At 65.5% G+C, this 15,839-nt stretch carries 12 protein-coding genes, 1 tRNA gene and 1 rRNA gene; 7 read left to right on the forward strand and 7 right to left on the reverse strand.

Annotated features, from left to right (window positions below; all coding sequences use genetic code 11):
• Positions 1-22: 22 nt before the first annotated feature.
• The 3 genes from rrf (at position 23) to BN1143_RS14440 (ending at position 1,164) form a co-directional block, all read left to right on the forward strand.
• Positions 23-137 (forward strand): 5S ribosomal RNA (gene rrf, locus BN1143_RS14430).
• A gap of 95 nt (positions 138-232) precedes the next feature.
• Positions 233-309 (forward strand) — tRNA-Asp (locus BN1143_RS14435).
• Positions 310-663: 354 nt separating this feature from the next.
• Positions 664-1,164 carry an NUDIX hydrolase gene (locus tag BN1143_RS14440; RefSeq protein WP_042051114.1) on the forward strand — a complete coding sequence of 167 codons (501 nt, stop codon included), beginning with the start codon at positions 664-666 and terminating at the stop codon, positions 1,162-1,164.
• A gap of 29 nt (positions 1,165-1,193) precedes the next feature.
• On the opposite strand, the gene BN1143_RS14445 is transcribed toward BN1143_RS14440, so the two are convergent.
• Both BN1143_RS14445 and BN1143_RS14450 read right to left on the reverse strand, forming a co-directional pair.
• Complete coding sequence (locus BN1143_RS14445; RefSeq protein WP_042051115.1) at positions 1,194-2,477, reverse strand: HAMP domain-containing sensor histidine kinase; 1,284 nt, start codon at positions 2,475-2,477, stop codon at positions 1,194-1,196.
• Entirely contained in the window at positions 2,474-3,154 is a 681-nt protein-coding gene (locus BN1143_RS14450; protein WP_010635066.1) for a response regulator transcription factor, read from the reverse strand. The genes BN1143_RS14445 and BN1143_RS14450 overlap by 4 nt, the downstream gene beginning before the upstream one ends.
• Positions 3,155-3,315: 161 nt before the next feature.
• On the opposite strand from BN1143_RS14450, the gene BN1143_RS14455 reads away from it, so the two are divergent.
• Together BN1143_RS14455 and BN1143_RS14460 are read left to right on the forward strand one after the other, a co-directional pair.
• A complete protein-coding gene (locus tag BN1143_RS14455) occupies positions 3,316-4,476 on the forward strand; it encodes an efflux RND transporter periplasmic adaptor subunit (RefSeq protein WP_042051117.1) in 1,161 nt (386 codons plus the stop codon).
• A gap of 2 nt (positions 4,477-4,478) precedes the next feature.
• On the forward strand, positions 4,479-6,425 hold the full coding sequence (locus BN1143_RS14460; RefSeq protein ID WP_082038565.1) for a MacB family efflux pump subunit: 1,947 nt from the start codon (positions 4,479-4,481) through the stop codon (positions 6,423-6,425).
• A gap of 305 nt (positions 6,426-6,730) precedes the next feature.
• Here BN1143_RS14460 and BN1143_RS14465 read toward each other — a convergent pair whose 3' ends face one another.
• The 5 genes from BN1143_RS14465 to BN1143_RS14485 form a co-directional block, all read right to left on the reverse strand.
• Entirely contained in the window at positions 6,731-7,567 is an 837-nt protein-coding gene (locus tag BN1143_RS14465; RefSeq protein WP_042051119.1) for a transporter substrate-binding domain-containing protein, read from the reverse strand.
• Positions 7,564-8,325, reverse strand: a complete 762-nt coding sequence (locus BN1143_RS14470) for an amino acid ABC transporter ATP-binding protein (protein ID WP_042051120.1) — start codon at positions 8,323-8,325, stop codon at positions 7,564-7,566. Before BN1143_RS14470 ends, BN1143_RS14465 begins: the two co-directional genes overlap by 4 nt.
• Positions 8,322-8,984 carry an amino acid ABC transporter permease gene (locus BN1143_RS14475; RefSeq protein WP_042051121.1) on the reverse strand — a complete coding sequence of 221 codons (663 nt, stop codon included), beginning with the start codon at positions 8,982-8,984 and terminating at the stop codon, positions 8,322-8,324. Before BN1143_RS14475 ends, BN1143_RS14470 begins: the two co-directional genes overlap by 4 nt.
• 174 nt (positions 8,985-9,158) lie before the next feature.
• A complete protein-coding gene (locus tag BN1143_RS14480) occupies positions 9,159-9,824 on the reverse strand; it encodes an amino acid ABC transporter permease (RefSeq protein WP_042051122.1) in 666 nt (221 codons plus the stop codon).
• Positions 9,821-11,032 (reverse strand): threonine synthase, encoded by a 1,212-nt coding sequence (locus BN1143_RS14485; protein WP_042051123.1) that lies wholly within the window; start codon positions 11,030-11,032, stop codon positions 9,821-9,823. Before BN1143_RS14485 ends, BN1143_RS14480 begins: the two co-directional genes overlap by 4 nt.
• 235 nt (positions 11,033-11,267) lie before the next feature.
• Between BN1143_RS14485 and BN1143_RS14490 the strand changes: the two genes are divergently transcribed.
• Together BN1143_RS14490 and BN1143_RS14495 are read left to right on the forward strand one after the other, a co-directional pair.
• Positions 11,268-13,415 (forward strand): prolyl oligopeptidase family serine peptidase, encoded by a 2,148-nt coding sequence (locus BN1143_RS14490; RefSeq protein WP_042051124.1) that lies wholly within the window; start codon positions 11,268-11,270, stop codon positions 13,413-13,415.
• 189 nt (positions 13,416-13,604) lie between these two features.
• The gene (locus BN1143_RS14495; RefSeq protein WP_042051125.1) at positions 13,605-15,761 is read left to right on the forward strand and encodes an AsmA family protein; all 2,157 of its coding nucleotides are present in this window, start codon (positions 13,605-13,607) and stop codon (positions 15,759-15,761) included.
• Positions 15,762-15,839 lie beyond the last annotated feature (78 nt).

Genomic DNA, 15,839 nt, shown 5'->3' on the forward strand with positions numbered 1-15,839 from the left:
TTTTTCAGATTGAAGATTTTTGCCTGGCGGCAATAGCGCAGTGGAACCACCTGACCCCATGCCGAACTCAGAAGTGAAACGCTGTAGCGCCGATGGTAGTGTGGCATTCGCCATGCGAGAGTAGGACACTGCCAGGCACCCAATTAAACAGCGCCGTGCACATCACGACGTTGGCCGAGAGGATGACACCTCGTTGAAGCGGCAGACAATTTAGCGAAAGCTAACCGAATGCGGAGCGGTAGTTCAGTCGGTTAGAATACCGGCCTGTCACGCCGGGGGTCGCGGGTTCGAGTCCCGTCCGCTCCGCCACTAAATTGAAAGGCCTTCCCTGACGGGAAGGCCTTTTTGCTATCTGGCTTTTGCAAACGGGATGAGGAAACAAGAGACAACCGCCAGGGCTGCGACTTGCCACTGGCAACTTGGTCCCTGTCTGTTGTCCTTTGTGCTTGAGCCGGACTCTGTCCGTCTCCCCGTCCGCTCCGCCACTAAAAGAAGCCCAGTCGAAAGACTGGGTTTCTTTGGTTTGCTTCCCTCTGTATTACCTCTCCTCCCTCTTTTATATCCTGCTGATTTATCACGTCATGGGCGTTGTGCCTCAAGGCTTTCCATCAGGGATGGGGTTCGTCATACAATGCGCCTTTGGTGTCAGATGAGAGTCCCCCTATGTTTTGTCCGCGTTGTGGTTCCGGAACGCTGCAACAACGCAGCGAGAAAGAGTTTGCCTGTGGCTGTGGTTTTCACTATTTCCAGAATGTGGCGTCGGCCGTGATGGTGGCACTGTGCTGGCAGGACGAGCTGCTGGTCGCGGTGCGGGCCCGGGATCCCGGTAAGGGGTTGCTGGATCTGCCGGGCGGCTTCGTCGATCCCGGCGAATCGCTGGAGGAAGCCTTGGTGAGGGAGCTCAAGGAGGAGCTGGGGCTGAACCTGACGGGGGAGAGGCCGCGTTATCTTGGCTCCTATGCCAACGTCTATCCCTATGACGATGTGGTCTATCACACCTGCGATACCGTTTTTCTGCTGGAGTTGGTGCACAAGCCTTTGGTGGTGGCGGCCGATGATGTGGCCGCCTGCGAGTGGCGCAAGCTGGCCGGCATTGCCCCTGCCGAGTTTGCCTTTCGCTCAACCGGCAATGCCATCAGTCAATTGCAGCGGCTGCGGGGCTAACCGATAGCTGTAATGACAGAGCGGGGTAGCTAGCCCGGCAAGTGGAGGGTGACGATCAGGCCGCCCTCTTCGCCGTTTCTGGCGTCGACCCGCCCGCCCTGGGCCTGGATGGCCTTGCGGGTGATGGCAAGGCCCAGCCCATAGCCCTTGCCTGCGGCGGGGGAGCCGATCCGCACGAAGGGATCGAAGATGCTGGAGAGCTTGCTCTCATCCACCCCCATCCCCTGATCCGCCACCTCGATGACGAACTCGCAGCCCTGGTGCATCAGGGTCAGGTGGATGCACTGGCCTGCTTGCGAGAAGCGCAGGGCATTGCGAAGCACGTTGTCGAGGGCCCGGCGGATCAGCTCCGCCTGTCCGCAGACCGTGTACTCCCGGGTTTCATCCACCCAGGTTTTTATCTCGACCCCAATGTGCTGCGCCTCGTAGCGGGCATCGCTCACCACGGCGTCGACCAGTCCCTGCAGATCGTAATACTCCTCGCCATCCCGCTCGCCATGGCCGGCACGGGTGAGGGTCAGCAGCTCGCCGATCATCTTGTCCATGCGCTGGGTCTCGAGCTGGATCCGCTCGAGGGATCCCTCGATCCTGGCCGGATCCTGCTGGGCAAGACCGATGGCCAGCTGCAACCTGGCAAGGGGGGATCGCAGCTCGTGGGAGACGTCGTGCAGCAGCTGCTCGCGGCTCTCCACCAGCAGTTGCAGCCGTTCGGCCATGGCATCGAAGTCGCGGGCCGCATCGCTGATCTCGTCGTGGCGCCGCCGCATGGCGGGGTAGAGGCGCACTGCCAGATCTCCCTGGGCGAGGCGTGCGAACCCCTGTCGGAAGCGGTTCATGGGACGGGTCAGGTGCCAGGCGAGCAGGGCACTGAAGAAGAGGCCGCCAAGCCCGCCGATCCACCACATGGGGGGCGGCATGTTGAGCCAGTTGCGATGGGGCTGGGGCGGGGCCAGCAACTGCTGCAGGCCGCCGCCGTCGTAGTCGAGCCGATAGCGCTGGCCATCGGCTCCCAGCAGGATGCGGCCGCTCAGCGTCGTGGCTGGCTCTGTTGCGACCGGTTCAAGCTGTAGCAGCCTTCGCTCCTGGGCCGGCCAGCTGGCCTGCAGGGCTGCGACTGCAGCCGGTCCCTGTCGCTGCAACAGGCTGGCGGCCGCCTCCAGCTGGCGTTCGGCCAGCTGGCTTGCCATCCGCTGCTCAGGCGGTCCCTCATGGCGATAGAGGCTGAAGGCCACCCACAGCAGCTGGCTCATCATGATGATGGTGAACCAGAAGCCGAACAGGATCTTCCAGAACAGGCGCCCCTTGAGGATCATGCCAGCCGGTATCCTATGCTGCGCACCGTCTCGATGCCGACGGCTTCCCCCGCCAGGGCCTGCAGCTTCTGGCGGATGTTGCAGATGTGCACGTCGACGCTGCGATCATAGGGCTCGCGTGGGCGGCCCAGTCCATGCAGGGAGAGCTCATCCTTGCTGACCACCCGCTCCGGCGAGCGCAGCAGCAGCTCCAGCAGGTTGAACTCGGTGGCGGTCAGCTCCAGCGGCTGCGTTTGCCAGTGGCACTGACGGCTGGCGGGGGAGAGCACCAGCTCGCCAAGGCGCAGGCCCTGCTCTTTGCCCGGATGGGCGGGGGCCGGCTCGACCCGGCGCAGCACGGCCCTCAGCCTGGCCACCAGCTCCCTCGGGTAGCAGGGCTTGGGCACATAGTCATCGGCCCCCATCTCGAGCCCGATCACCCGATCGATGTTGTCCCCCTTGGCGGTGAGCATGATGACGGGGATCCGGCTGTCGCGGCGGATCTGGCGCAGCACCTCGCTGCCGTTCAAGTCGGGCAGCATGATGTCGAGCACCACGGCGGCATAGTTGCCGGAGAGGGCGTGCTGCACGCCGCTCTTGCCGGTCAGCACATGGGTGGTGGCAAAGCCTTCGCCACCCAGGTATTCGCTCAGCATGGTGCCAAGTTCCAGATCATCGTCCACCAGCAGGATCTTCATCGCTCTTCTCCGTCTCGGGTTGGCGCCATTTTCCCGTGTCCGTCTCCGCCTGACAGCTGCTTTTACGCAATCCTTACACTGCCCTGCAAGAGGCTTAACCGGACATTGGAGTAGATTGCCCGGGTCTGCTTCACCCTCTGTTTTAGCCAAGGATATCCGCGATGCCCCCTATCCGTCTTCTCGTTGTTCGCCTGCTGCTGCCCGCCCTGGTGCTGGTCGGCGCCGGCTGGCTGTGGCTGCCCTCCACGGCGGCGCCGGCAGCCGCCTATATCACGGCTTCGGTCGAGCGGCGGGATCTGGAGCAGAGCGTGCTGGCCGACGGCACCCTGCAGGCCCAGAAGCTGGTGAGTGTGGGGGCCCAGGTGTCGGGGCAGATCAAGGCGCTGCACGTGGCACTGGGGGACGAGGTGAAGCAGGGCGATCTGCTGGTCGAGATCGACGATCTCACCCAGCAGAACGCCCTCAAGGATGCCGAAGCTGCTCTCGACAACGTGCAGGCCCAGCTGGCCTCGCGCCGGGCAACTTTGCGCAACAACCAGCTGGCCTTCGAGCGCCAGCGCAAGGTGCTGGCTCGAGGATTGGGCAGTCAGGCCGACTACGACAGCGCGGAGGCGACCCTGACGGCCACCCGTGCCGACATCCGGGCGTTGACGGCGCAGGCGGTGCAGGCCCGCATCGCGGTCGACACCGCCAAAGTGAATCTGGGTTACACCCGCATCGTCTCCCCCATGGCGGGCACCATAGTGGCGATCCCGGTGGAACAGGGGCAGACGGTCAACGCGGTGCAGAGTACCCCGACCATGGTCAAGGTGGCGCGACTCGACACCATGACGGTGGAGGCGCAGATCTCGGAGGCGGACGTGATCAGGGTGAAGGCCGGCCTGCCCAGCTATTTCACCGTGCTGGGAGCGCCCAAGCAGCGCTACCAGGCCAGCTTGCGTGCCATCGAGCCCGCCCCCGACACCATCAACGACGACACGACCAGCAGCAGTTCGACCAGTACGGCCGTCTACTACAACGGCCTGTTCGAGGTGGAAAATCCGCAGCGGGCCCTGCGCATCGGCATGACGGCCCAGGTGCACATTGTGCTGGCGACTGAACGCAACGCCCTGGTGATCCCGGCCATCGCTCTGAGCGAGGGGCGGGTACAGGTGGTGGATGAGGGCGGTCGCCCGCAATGGCGGCAGGTGAAGGTCGGCCTCAACAACAAGGTGGATGCCCAGATCCTGGACGGGCTGGCGGAGGGGGAGGCCGTGGTGGTGAGCCAGCTGACGGCCCAGCACCAGCAGAGCGGGCGGATGGGTCCGCCCATGGGGATGTGATGATGAGAGAACCACTGCTGCAACTGAGCGGCATCCGCCGCCATTTTGGCGACGGGGAGCGGCGCGTCGAGGTGCTCAAGGGCATCGACCTGACCATAACGCGGGGGGAGATGGTGGCCATCGTCGGCGCCTCCGGCTCCGGCAAGTCGACCCTGCTCAATATTCTGGGCTGCCTCGATCAGCCGAGCGAGGGTGACTACCGGGTGGCCGGACGGGAGACGAGCCGGCTGACCGCCGATGCGCTGGCGACCCTGCGCCGCGAGCACTTCGGCTTCATCTTTCAGCGCTACCACCTGCTGGGGGATCTCAGTGCCCGCGACAACGTGGCGCTGCCCGCCCTCTATGCCGGGTTGGCCGGCGATGCGCGCAAGGCGCGGGCCGAGAGCCTGCTGCAGCGACTCGGGCTAGGCAGCCGGCTCGACTACAAGCCGAGCCAGCTCTCCGGCGGTCAGCAGCAGCGGGTCAGCATTGCCCGCGCCCTCATCAACGGCGGTCAGGTGATCCTGGCGGACGAGCCGACCGGCGCCCTCGACAGCCAGAGCGGGGCCGAGGTGCTCGGCATATTGAATGGGCTGCACCGCGAGGGGCATACGCTGGTGATCGTGACCCACGACATGGCGATCGCCGAGCAGGCCGAGCGGATCATCGAGCTGAAAGATGGCGAGGTGGTGGCCGACCGTCGTCGCGAGCCGGCACAGCCGCTTCCCGCGCACATTGCGTCCCGGGTCGGCGAAGGGGCACGCGGCGGTCTGGCCGGGCGGCTCGGCGCCGCCTTCAAGATGGCGCTGCTGGCCATGCAGGCCCAGCGCATGCGCACCTTCCTCACCATGCTCGGCATCATCATCGGTATCGCCGCCGTGGTGTCTGTGGTGGCGCTCGGGCGCGGATCCCAGCAGCAGGTGCTGGCCAACATCAATGCCATGGGCACCAGCACTCTGGAGATCTTCCCCGGCAGCGGCTTCGGCGATCGGCGGGCCGAGGCGGTCCAGACCCTCAGGGTGGAGGACGCCGACGCTCTCGCCGGGCTCGGTTATGTGCACAGCGTGACCCCCAGCCTGGCCACCAGCGTCACCCTGCGCCGGGGCAGTCAGGCGGTACTAGGTTCGGTGAACGGGGTGGGGGAGCAGTTCTTCCAGGTGCGCGGCTATCGACTGCTGCAAGGCATGCTGTTCGATGCCACCAGCGTGGCCGACATGGCGCAGGAGGTGGTGATCGACGAAAACAGCCTGGCGCGCCTGTTTGCCGCGGGGGAGTCGCCGCTCGGTCAGGTGATCCTGCTGGGTAGCCTGCCGTGCCGGGTGATCGGGGTGGTGGCCCGCAACCAGAGCGGCTTTGGCAGCGACGAGAACCTCAACGTCTGGATCCCCCACACCACGGCCATGACGCGGATGCTGGGCCAGAGCCACCTGCGCAGCATCAGCGTGCGGGTGCAGGATGAGGTGGCGCTGGCCGCCGCCGAGGATGGTATCACCCGCCTGCTGCGTGAGCGGCACGGCAGTCAGGATTTCTTCGTGCTCAACACCGACAGCATCCGTCAGGCGATCACCAGCACCAATGCCACCCTGACCCTGCTGATCGCCATGATTGCGCTCATCTCCCTGGTGGTGGGCGGTATCGGGGTGATGAACATCATGCTGGTGTCGGTGAGTGAGCGCACCCGCGAGATCGGCGTGCGGATGGCGGTGGGGGCCAGAACCGGCGACATACTGCAGCAGTTCTTGATCGAGGCGGTGCTGGTCTGCCTGCTGGGCGGGGCGGCCGGGGTGCTGCTCTCCCTGCTGGTCGGCGTCTTGTTCGAGCACTTCAGCAGCCAGTTTACCCTGAGCTACTCCCTGGACGCCGTGCTGATGGCTTTCTTCTGCTCGAGCCTCATCGGCGTGCTGTTCGGCTTCTTCCCGGCGCGGCGGGCGGCGCGGATGGACCCCATCCACGCCCTGGAGCGGGAGTAGGCACCCTCTTCGGCGCCCGCTGCGCCACCCCATTCGCCGGCGTTGCCGAGGGCTCATCCCGCCCCCGGCGGTGCGGCGAATTGGCCGGACGGCATCCCGTGCCAGTCCGGCAGCCTGAACCGTGTCATCGACGTGACACAGCCTGCTCTGCGCGGGTTTTCAACCGGGCCTCTGGCCCGGTTCTTTTTCCCATGCGAAAAAAAGGCGCCACCCGAGGGGAGCGCCTGAAAGGTCAAACCTTGCGGTTTGCGGACCAACGGAACCAAGACTTCACACACATCACACTCTCAGCTCTTCTGGCAGGCTCAGCCCTGCCACTTGCCTCCTTCCACTATCACGTCGTTCGGGTCGGTATCGGCGCTTAAGTGATCGCGCACATACTGGTCGTAGAGTTTCAGCAGGTACTGCTCTTCCCCCAGCTTGGCGAGACGGTCGTTGACCCAGTCACGCAGCTCGATATTGCCCTTCTTCACCGCCGGCGCGATGGGGTCTTCCGAGCCCAGCTTCTCGGGCAGCACCCGATAGCCCGGGTTCTCCTTGGCCCAGCTGAAGAGCACTAGGTTGTCCTGGGCATAGGCGTCGCCACGGCCCTGGGCCAGCGCCTGCAGGGATTCGGTGTTCTTCTCGAACTTGAGCACCTTCCACTCCGGGTGGTTGCGGGTCAGCCAGATGTCGGCCGTGGTGCCGGTGGTGACGATCAGGGTCTTGTCCGCGAGATCGTCCAGCCCCTTGGCGGCGCTCTTCTCCGGCACCAGCACCTGTACCGCCACTCGCAGGTTCGGGTTGGTGAAGTCCACCACCTGCCGCCGCTCCGGCGTCACCGTCATGTTGGCGAGGATGAGATCCACCTTGTCGCTCTGTAGGAAGGGGATGCGGCTGGCGGGCTCCACCGCCACGAACTCGACCTTGTTCTCGTTCCCCAGCAGATCCTTGGCGAAACGGCGGCCGAGGTCGGTGTCAAAGCCGACGTAGTTGCCCTTCTCGTCCACATAGCCGAAGGGGGGCTTGTCGGTGAAGACGCCGACGATGAGCTTGTCACGGGCCTTGATCTTGTCGAGGGAACCGTCCGCCGCATGGGCGGCGCCGCTGGCGAGACCCAGTCCCAACAAGGCACTGAACAGAACCGAGGTAATTTTCTTCATGCTGACTCCTTTCGTTTGCTGACAGTTGTATAAGAAAACTTGGCGAGGAACTGGCGGGCACGCTGGCTGCGCGGGTGCTCGAAAAATTGATGGGGGGCGGCCTGCTCCAGGATGTGGCCGCCATCCATGAAGACGATGCGATCCGCCACCGCCTGGGCGAACGCCAGCTCGTGGGTGACGATGAGCAGGGTCATGCCGCTGCCGGCGAGATCGCGGATCACCTCCAGCACCTCCTGCACCATCTCGGGATCCAGCGCAGCGGTCACCTCGTCAAACAGCATCACCTGCGGGTTCATGCACAGGGCCCGCACGATGGCGATGCGCTGCTGCTGGCCGCCGGAGAGCTGGCGCGGATAGTCATGGCGCCGCTCCCACAGGCCGATGCGGGTCAGCAGCTGTTCCGCCTGCAGCAGGGCCTCCTGCCGCTCTCGTTTTTGCACTTGAAGGGGGCCGAGCAGCACGTTCTCCAGCACCGTCAGGTTGGGGAAGAGGTGATAGCTCTGGAACACCATGCCGATGCGCTGGCGCAGCCGCTGCCAGTCGGTGCTGGCATCCAGCAGCTCTCCGTCGAAGCGAATGTCGCCCCCCTGAATGGGTTCGAGCCCGTTGAGAGTGCGCAGCAAGGTGCTCTTGCCGCAGCCGCTCGGCCCCAGGATGACGATCACTTCCCCGGCGTGCACCGTGAGGCTGACCTCGTCCAGTACCCGGTTTTGGCCGAATTGTTTGCTGACAGCATTGAGCTCAAGCAGAGGTGTCATACCGCATTACCCCATTGTTGCTCCAGCCGGCGCGAGACGAGCGAGAGCGGATAGCAGACCAGAAAAAAGAACAGGAACAGCAGAGCGTAGATGAGCAGCGAGCCATAGGTGCGCTCGATGATCTGCTGGCCCACCTTGATCACCTCCACCACCCCGATCAGCACCGCCAGCGAGCTGGTCTTGATGATGCGGGTGTAGATGTTGATGGTCGGCGGCGTCAGCCGTTGCAGCGCCTGGGGCAGCAGCACGTGGCGATAGAGCTGCCAGCGGGAGAGCCCGAGCGCCAGGCCGGCCTCCTGCTGACCACGGGCGAGGGAGTTGAGGCCGCCGCGCACCACCTCTCCCACCTCGCTGGCGCCCCACAGGGCCAGCACCAGCACGGCGCACCAGAAGGCCGGGATATCCAGGCCAAAGAAGATCGGCAGCCCGAAGAAGAAGAGGTAGAGCCAGACCAGCACGGGCACCACCCGAAACAGCTCCAGATAGACTCGCAACACTACCCGCGTCAGCCTTCCCCCTTGCTGGGCCAGCACGCCGTAACCGACCCCGCCCAGGGTGGCGAACAGGATGGCGAGCAGCGATATGGCGAGGGTCTGGCCCGCGCCCACCGCCAGCAGTGGCAGCGCCTGCGTCAGCTGCTCAGTGACCGGACTGGCCATAGCGAGCCCTCCTTTTCTGTGCCTTGGTGACGAGTGACGGCGGCAGCAGGAAGATAAGTGCCCACATCGGGCTCCGCGATTCAATGACCGAACTGACCATATTGATCCCTCCTTTCCTCTGCATCGGTGGTGAGTGACCGCGGTAGCAGGACGATCGCTGCCTGCATCAGCGATTCAGTGACCAAACTGACCATGTTGCAGCCTCCTTTCAACGACGCGCAGGGCAAGGGACAGCGGCAGAAAGATCAGCACGCACATCAAGGTCAGCACCGCCAGCATCTCGTAGGTCTTGTAGTAGAGGGCGATGTAGTTCTTGGTGGTGTAGAGCAGCTCTGGCACCGCCACCGCCGAGGCCACGGTCGTCTCCTTGAGCAGAAAGATGAAGTTGGCGAACAGCGCCGGCAGGCTGGCGAGCCAGGCCTGGGGCAGCTGGACGTGGCGCAGCAGTTGCCAGCGGGAGAGGCCGATGGCTCGCCCCGCCTCCAGCTGGCTGGGGGGGACCGCCTGAATGCCCGCCCGCAGCGATTCGGTCAGGTAGCCGCCGCCGAGGAAGGTCATGGCGATCACCGCGGTGGCAAAGCCCGACAGCGACAGGCCGAGCGCCGGCAGCCCGAAGTAGAGAAAGAACAGCTGGATCAAGAGCGGCGTGTTGCGGGCCAGCTCCACATAGGCGCGGATCACCCCGTTCAGCCAAGGCTTGTGCAGGCTCAGCAGGGTCACATTGAGCAGCGCCACGGCGAGCGAGGTGAGGATCACGATGGCGCCGAGCTGCAAGGTGACCCAGACCGATTGGCCGAACGCCGGCAGGGTGGTGAGAACAAAGGACCAGTCGACGCTCATGCCGGGATCCTCCCGTCGCGGCGCAGCCGCTGGGGCACGACCGTGATGGCATCCGGGTACTTGATGCCGGCGCCGGTGTTGAGCACCACCACCCGCTCGCCCCCCTGGATCCAGCCTGCTTCCCGCAGCTGGCGGGCGGCGGCGAAGGCGGCCGCCCCTTCCGGGCAGACGAAGCAGCCCTCCTGAGAGGCGAGCTGACGCAGCTCGCGCTGGATGGCGGCATCTTCCACCGCGACGGCGCAACCCTCGGTGCGATAGAGGGCATCCAGCACCAGAAAATCCCCCAGCGCCTTGGGCACGTTGATGCCGAACGCCAGGGTCTGGGAGTCGGGCCAGAAGCGCGACTCGCGCTCTCCCTGCTGCCAGGCCTGGACGATGGGGGCGCAGCCGCTCGCCTGCACCGCCACCAGGCGCGGCAGCGGCCCCTGCACCCAGCCCAGCTCCTGCAATTCCCGCAGCGCCTTGTAGATGCCGATGAGGCCGACCCCGCCGCCGGTGGGGTAGAGGATGACGTCCGGCAGGGTCCAGCCGAGCTGCTCGGCGATTTCAAACCCCATGGTCTTCTTGCCCTCGATGCGATAGGGCTCCTTGAGGGTGGAGGCATCAAACAGCCCCTGCTCGGCCACCGCCTCGGCCACCTGGCGACCGGCGTCGCTGATGAGGCCGTCCACCAGATAGAGGCGGGCACCGGCCAGGGCGCTCTCCAGCCGGGTGATGGCGGGGGCCGCCTGCGGCTGGACTATGGTGCTGCGCAAGCCGGCGCGGGCGCCGTAGAGTGCCCAGGCCGCGCCGGCGTTGCCGTTGGTGGGCATGGCGAAGTGGGTGATGCCGAGTTCGCGGGCGCGGGAGACGCCAACTGCGGCGCCGCGGGCCTTGAAGGAGCCGGTGGGGGTGAGGCTCTCATCTTTCATCCAGAGATCCGGAATGCCGACCTGCTTGCCGAGGCGCGGCAGCGGCAACAGCGGGGTGAAGCCTTCCCCCAGGGTGACCACCTGGGCGGGGTCGCGTACCGGCAGCAGCTCGTGGTAGCGCCACAGGCTGGCGGGACGCCCCAGCAGGGCGGCCGGATGCCAGGCCTGTTTCAGGGCCTCGAGGTCGTAGCTGGCCAGCAAGGGGGCGCCGACCGGGCTCAGCTGCTGGGGCTGATCGGCATCCACCATCTCGCCGGTCTTGCTGCAACGCAGATGTGATAGGTAGCTGTACGGCATGCTTTATCCTGAATGAGTCGAGATGGTCAGTCGCTTATTCCATCCTGTGACCCAAGTGCCGGATAACAAACAAAATAAACTGGCAAACCTAAGCGAAAAAATTCATATGACTCCGATTGGTCAGGGTTGTGGCGGTTGCCCGCTCATGTCGCCTGGTCACCTGCTGGGGGGTTGGGCCGTTCGGCACTCTTTGCTAACCTGCCCGCTTCACCCGAAATCGCAGGGAGCCGCATCGATGCGAGCCATTGTCAGCCTGCTGACCCTGTCACTGCTCTGTGCGTGCAGCGGCCAGCCAACCAGAGAGGATGCCATGTCAGGGAAAGCGCGCCTTCACTACCCCGTCACCCGTGAGGGTGAGCAGGTGGATCACTACTTCGGCCAGGCCGTGGCCGACCCCTATCGCTGGCTGGAGGATGATCGCAGCCCCGAGACCGAGGCCTGGGTCAAGGCCCAGAACCGGGTGACTCAGGGTTATCTGGCACAGATCCCGTATCGCGCCGCCATCAAGGAGAAGCTGGCCGCTTCCTGGAACTACGCCAAGGAGGGGGCGCCGTTTCGCGAGGGGCGCTACCACTACTTCTTCAAGAACGACGGACTGCAGAACCAGAACGTGCTGTGGCGCCAGCAGGCGGGCAAGCCGGCCGAGGTGTTCCTCGATCCCAATACCCTCAGCCCCGACGGAACCACGGCACTGGATCAGCTGAGCTTCTCCCGTGATGGCCGCATCCTGGCCTACTCCTTGTCGCTGGCGGGCAGCGACTGGCGCGAGATCCACCTGATGGACGTGGAGAGCAAGCAGCCGCTGGAGGCGCCCCTCAAGGATGTGAAGTTCAGCGGCATCAGCTGGCTCGGCAACGAGGGCTTCTTCTACTCGAGCTACGACAAGCCCGACGGCAGCGAGCTGTCGGCCAGGACCGATCAGCACAAGGTCTATTTCCACCGGCTCGGCACGGCGCAGCAGGATGACCGGCTGGTGTTCGGCGCCATCCCGGCCCAGCACCACCGCTACGTGGGGGCGACCGTCACCGAGGATGACCGCTTCCTGCTCATCTCGGCGGCGAACTCCACCTCCGGCAACCGCCTCTATGTGAAGGATCTGAGCCAGGAGAACGCGCCGCTGCTGACGGTGCAGGGAGAGCTGGATGCGGACGTGAGCCTGGTGGACAACCAGGGCAGCACCCTTTACCTGCTGACCAACAGGGACGCCCCCAACCGCCGGCTGGTGACGGTGGATGCCGCCAACCCGGGGCCGGCCCGCTGGCGCGACCTTATCCCCGAGCGTCAGCAGGTGCTGACGGTGCACAGCGGCAGCGGCTATCTGTTTGCCGAGTACATGGTGGATGCCACCGCCCGGGTCGAGCAGTTCGACTACGAGGGCAAGCGGGTGCGCGAGGTGGCGCTGCCCGGCCTTGGCAGCGTCAGCGGCTTCAACGGCAAGCACGATGATCCTGCCCTCTACTTCGGTTTCGAGAACTATGCCCAGCCGCCCACACTCTACCGGTTCGAGCCCAAGAGCGGCGCCATCAGCCTCTATCGCGCCTCGGCGGCGCCGTTCAAGCCAGAGGATTACGTCTCCGAGCAGCGCTTCTACCAGAGCAAGGACGGCACCCGGGTGCCGCTCATCATCAGCTACCGCAAGGGGCTGAAACTCGATGGCAGCAATCCGACCATCCTCTACGGCTATGGCGGTTTTGACGTGAGCCTGACCCCGAGCTTCAGCGTGTCGGTGGCCAACTGGCTGGATCTGGGGGGCGTCTATGCGGTGGCCAACCTGCGTGGGGGCGGCGAGTACGGCCAGGCCTGGCACCTGGCGGGCACCCAGCAGAACAAACAGAACGTGTTCGACGACTTCATCGCGGCGGCCGAGTACCTCAAGGCCGAGGGCTACACCCGCACCGACCGGCTGGCGATCCGCGGTGGCTCCAACGGCGGTCTGCTGGTGGGGGCCGTGATGACCCAGCGGCCGGATCTGATGAGGGTCGCCCTGCCGGCGGTGGGGGTGCTCGACATGCTGCGCTACCACACCTTCACCGCCGGTGCGGGCTGGGCCTATGACTACGGCACCAGCGCCGACAGCGAGGCGATGTTCGACTACCTGAAGGGCTACTCGCCGCTGCACAATGTCCGACCCGGGGTCAGCTACCCCTCGACTATGGTGACCACGGCGGACCACGACGATCGGGTGGTGCCGGCCCACTCCTTCAAGTTTGCCGCCACCCTGCAGGCCGACGATGCCGGCCCCCATCCCCAGCTCATTCGCATCGAGACCAATGCCGGGCACGGGGCGGGTACGCCGGTGGCCAAGCTGATTGAGCAGAGTGCGGACATCTATGCCTTCACCCTGTACGAGATGGGCTACCGGGAGCTGCCGCGTCAACCTTGATCCGGGCGAGACGGGCGTCAGCCATCCACTATCATCAGGGCCCTGCGGGGCCCTTTTTATTGCCGCGCGTTTGAACACCGACCTGCGACCATCCCTGTCTCGCCGCTGGCTTGTTTTGGCAGACGGGCCCCATCTGTTATCCCCCCGGTGGTATAGTCAGTCACAAGATCCGCATTCAAGGAGTCCATCGTGAAGAAGATCATCTACATCCTGCTGGGGTTGGCGCTGGCGGCCGTGGTGGCCATCACCGCCCTGGTGTCCCTCATCGACCCCAATCAGTTCAAGCCTCAGCTGGTGGATCAGGTGCGCAAGAGCACCGGCCGCGAGCTGGTGATGGAGGGGGCGATCGGCTGGCGCTTCTGGCCAAGCCTTGGCCTCTCTCTCGAGAAGGTGGCGCTGCGCAACCCCGCCGGCTTTGCCGAGCCCGACCTGGTGCGCTTCGAGCGCGGGGAGGCCTCGGTGGGCCTGCTGCCGCTGCTCTCCCACAAGCTTGAGATAGGCAAGGTGACCCTGAGTGGCGCCCACCTGTTTATCCAGACCAAGGCTGACGGCAGCTCCAACCTGAGCGATCTCATCAAGACGACCAAACAGGGGGCTGATGCCTCGCCAGCGGGCGAGAGTCAGCCGGCTGCCCCGGCCGCCAGTGACAAGCAGCCCTGGCAGATCAGCCTGCAAGGGGTGGAGCTGCAACAGGCCAGCGCCCTGCTGCAGGACGATCGCAACGGCACCGTCTCCCGCCTCGAACAGCTGGACCTGAACCTGGGTCAGCTGGTGGTGGATCAGTGGGTGCCGGTGACCCTGGCCGCCAAGGGGGCCCAGGGGGAGCTGGCTTTTGATCTCAAGGGGCAGGCCCAGCTCAAGCTGGCCCAGGATGAGAGCCGCAGCGAGCTCAAGGAGCTCAGCCTGGAGGGGAGCCTGAAGGATCCGGTGCAGCGGCTCGACGCCTTCTCCCTCAAGGCCGACCGGCTGGCGCTGGGGGAGTGGAGCAGCCTCACGCTCAGTTTGCAGGGCGCCCAGGGGGCGGCGGACAAGCCGACCCTGGCCGGCACCCTGGAGGGCACCCTCAAGGCGCGCCTCGACGAGAACCGGCAACTGCTGGAGGTGTCGGATGCCGTGCTGGCCGCCAAGCTCAGCGGTGATGCCCTGCCACGCCCGCAACTGCAGGTGAAGCTGGCGGGTTTTGCCCGAGCCGAGCTCGACAAGCAGAACGTGACCCTGACCAACCTGGTGATGGGGGTGGATGACGCCCTGCTGAGCGGCAACGGCAGCGTGCAGCTGGGCGCCGTGCCCAGGGTGGAATTCGACCTCAAGGGGGAGAAGCTGGATCTCGACGGCTGGCTCGGTCAACCGGCCAAGGCTGCGCCCGCCGCGGCCAGTTCGGGCGCTGTAGTACCGGCCGGGACGACGGCGCAGGCCGCCGCACCCGCCGCCAAGGCGCTCTCCACGGCCGAACCGGATCTGACCGCCCTCAAGTCGGTGGATCTGGCCGGCCGGTTGCAGCTGGGCAGTGTGCGGTTGAAGGGGCTGGATCTGAGCGCCGTCGACCTGCAGCTCGCCCTGGCCGGTGGCCAGCTCACCCTCAAGCAGTTCAGCGCCGGCGTGGCCGGTGGCAAGGTGACCGCCAGTGGCGTGCTCGATGCGCGGCAAAAGCCGGCTCGCTATCAGGCCCACAAGCGGGTACAGGGGGTCGATGTGCGGCCGCTGCTGCAGACCCTGGCCCAGACCGATCTGCTGGAAGGCAAGGGGGATCTCGAGGTCGAGGTGCAGGGGGCCGGCCTCTCCGAACTGGCGCTGCGCAGCCGGATGCAGGGCAAGGTTAACCTCAAGCTGAGCGATGGCGCCCTGCACGGCATCAACCTGGCGGAGATGATCCGCGAGGCGCGGGCCACCCTGACCGGCAAGGGGGGGGATCAGGTGAAGGAGGCGCGCAAGACCGACTTCAGCGCCCTCACCGCCAGCTTCCGGATTGCCGACGGGGTCGCCCAGAGCGACGACATCCAGCTGTTCGCCCCCGCTCTGCGGGTGAAGGGGCAGGGCCAGACCGCCCTGGTGCCGGAGACCCTCGATTTCCTGTTCCTCACCTCCGTGGTGGAGAGCAGCAAGGGGCAGGGGGGCAAGGATGTGGACGAGCTCAAGGACATCACCATACCGGTACGTATCGGTGGCCACTGGCAGGCGCCGAGCTACCGGCTCGACGTGAAGGCACTGCTCAGCAACAACAAGCTGCTGGAGGAGAAGGCCCGCAAGGAGGCCGAGCGTGGTCTCAAGAAGCTGCTGGGTGACAAGGCCGACAACGAAGGGGTGAAGGGGGTGGCCGATCAGCTGCTCAAGGGCCTGTTCAAATAGCCTAGCCCTGTTGTTTTATCGCCATGCAGAGCCCGCCCCGTGCGGGCTCTGTGCGTTTTGGCCGGGAGGCGGGGACGC

This window comes from Aeromonas dhakensis, assembly GCF_000820305.1.
Taxonomy (GTDB): domain Bacteria; phylum Pseudomonadota; class Gammaproteobacteria; order Enterobacterales; family Aeromonadaceae; genus Aeromonas; species Aeromonas dhakensis.

Bases quoted from the DNA above. Each gene is read 5' to 3' on its own strand.
- BN1143_RS14465 (WP_042051119.1), bottom strand. From the start codon at position 7,567: ATGAAGAAAATTACCTCGGTTCTGTTCAGTGCCTTGTTGGGACTGGGT.
- BN1143_RS14485 (WP_042051123.1), bottom strand. From the start codon at position 11,032: ATGCCGTACAGCTACCTATCACATCTGCGTTGCAGCAAGACCGGCGAG.
- BN1143_RS14470 (WP_042051120.1), bottom strand. From the start codon at position 8,325: ATGACACCTCTGCTTGAGCTCAATGCTGTCAGCAAACAATTCGGCCAA.
- BN1143_RS14490 (WP_042051124.1), top strand. From the start codon at position 11,268: ATGCGAGCCATTGTCAGCCTGCTGACCCTGTCACTGCTCTGTGCGTGC.
- BN1143_RS14450 (WP_010635066.1), bottom strand. From the start codon at position 3,154: ATGAAGATCCTGCTGGTGGACGATGATCTGGAACTTGGCACCATGCTG.
- BN1143_RS14460 (WP_082038565.1), top strand. From the start codon at position 4,479: ATGAGAGAACCACTGCTGCAACTGAGCGGCATCCGCCGCCATTTTGGC.
- BN1143_RS14455 (WP_042051117.1), top strand. From the start codon at position 3,316: ATGCCCCCTATCCGTCTTCTCGTTGTTCGCCTGCTGCTGCCCGCCCTG.
- BN1143_RS14480 (WP_042051122.1), bottom strand. From the start codon at position 9,824: ATGAGCGTCGACTGGTCCTTTGTTCTCACCACCCTGCCGGCGTTCGGC.
- BN1143_RS14475 (WP_042051121.1), bottom strand. From the start codon at position 8,984: ATGGCCAGTCCGGTCACTGAGCAGCTGACGCAGGCGCTGCCACTGCTG.
- BN1143_RS14440 (WP_042051114.1), top strand. From the start codon at position 664: ATGTTTTGTCCGCGTTGTGGTTCCGGAACGCTGCAACAACGCAGCGAG.
- BN1143_RS14445 (WP_042051115.1), bottom strand. From the start codon at position 2,477: ATGATCCTCAAGGGGCGCCTGTTCTGGAAGATCCTGTTCGGCTTCTGG.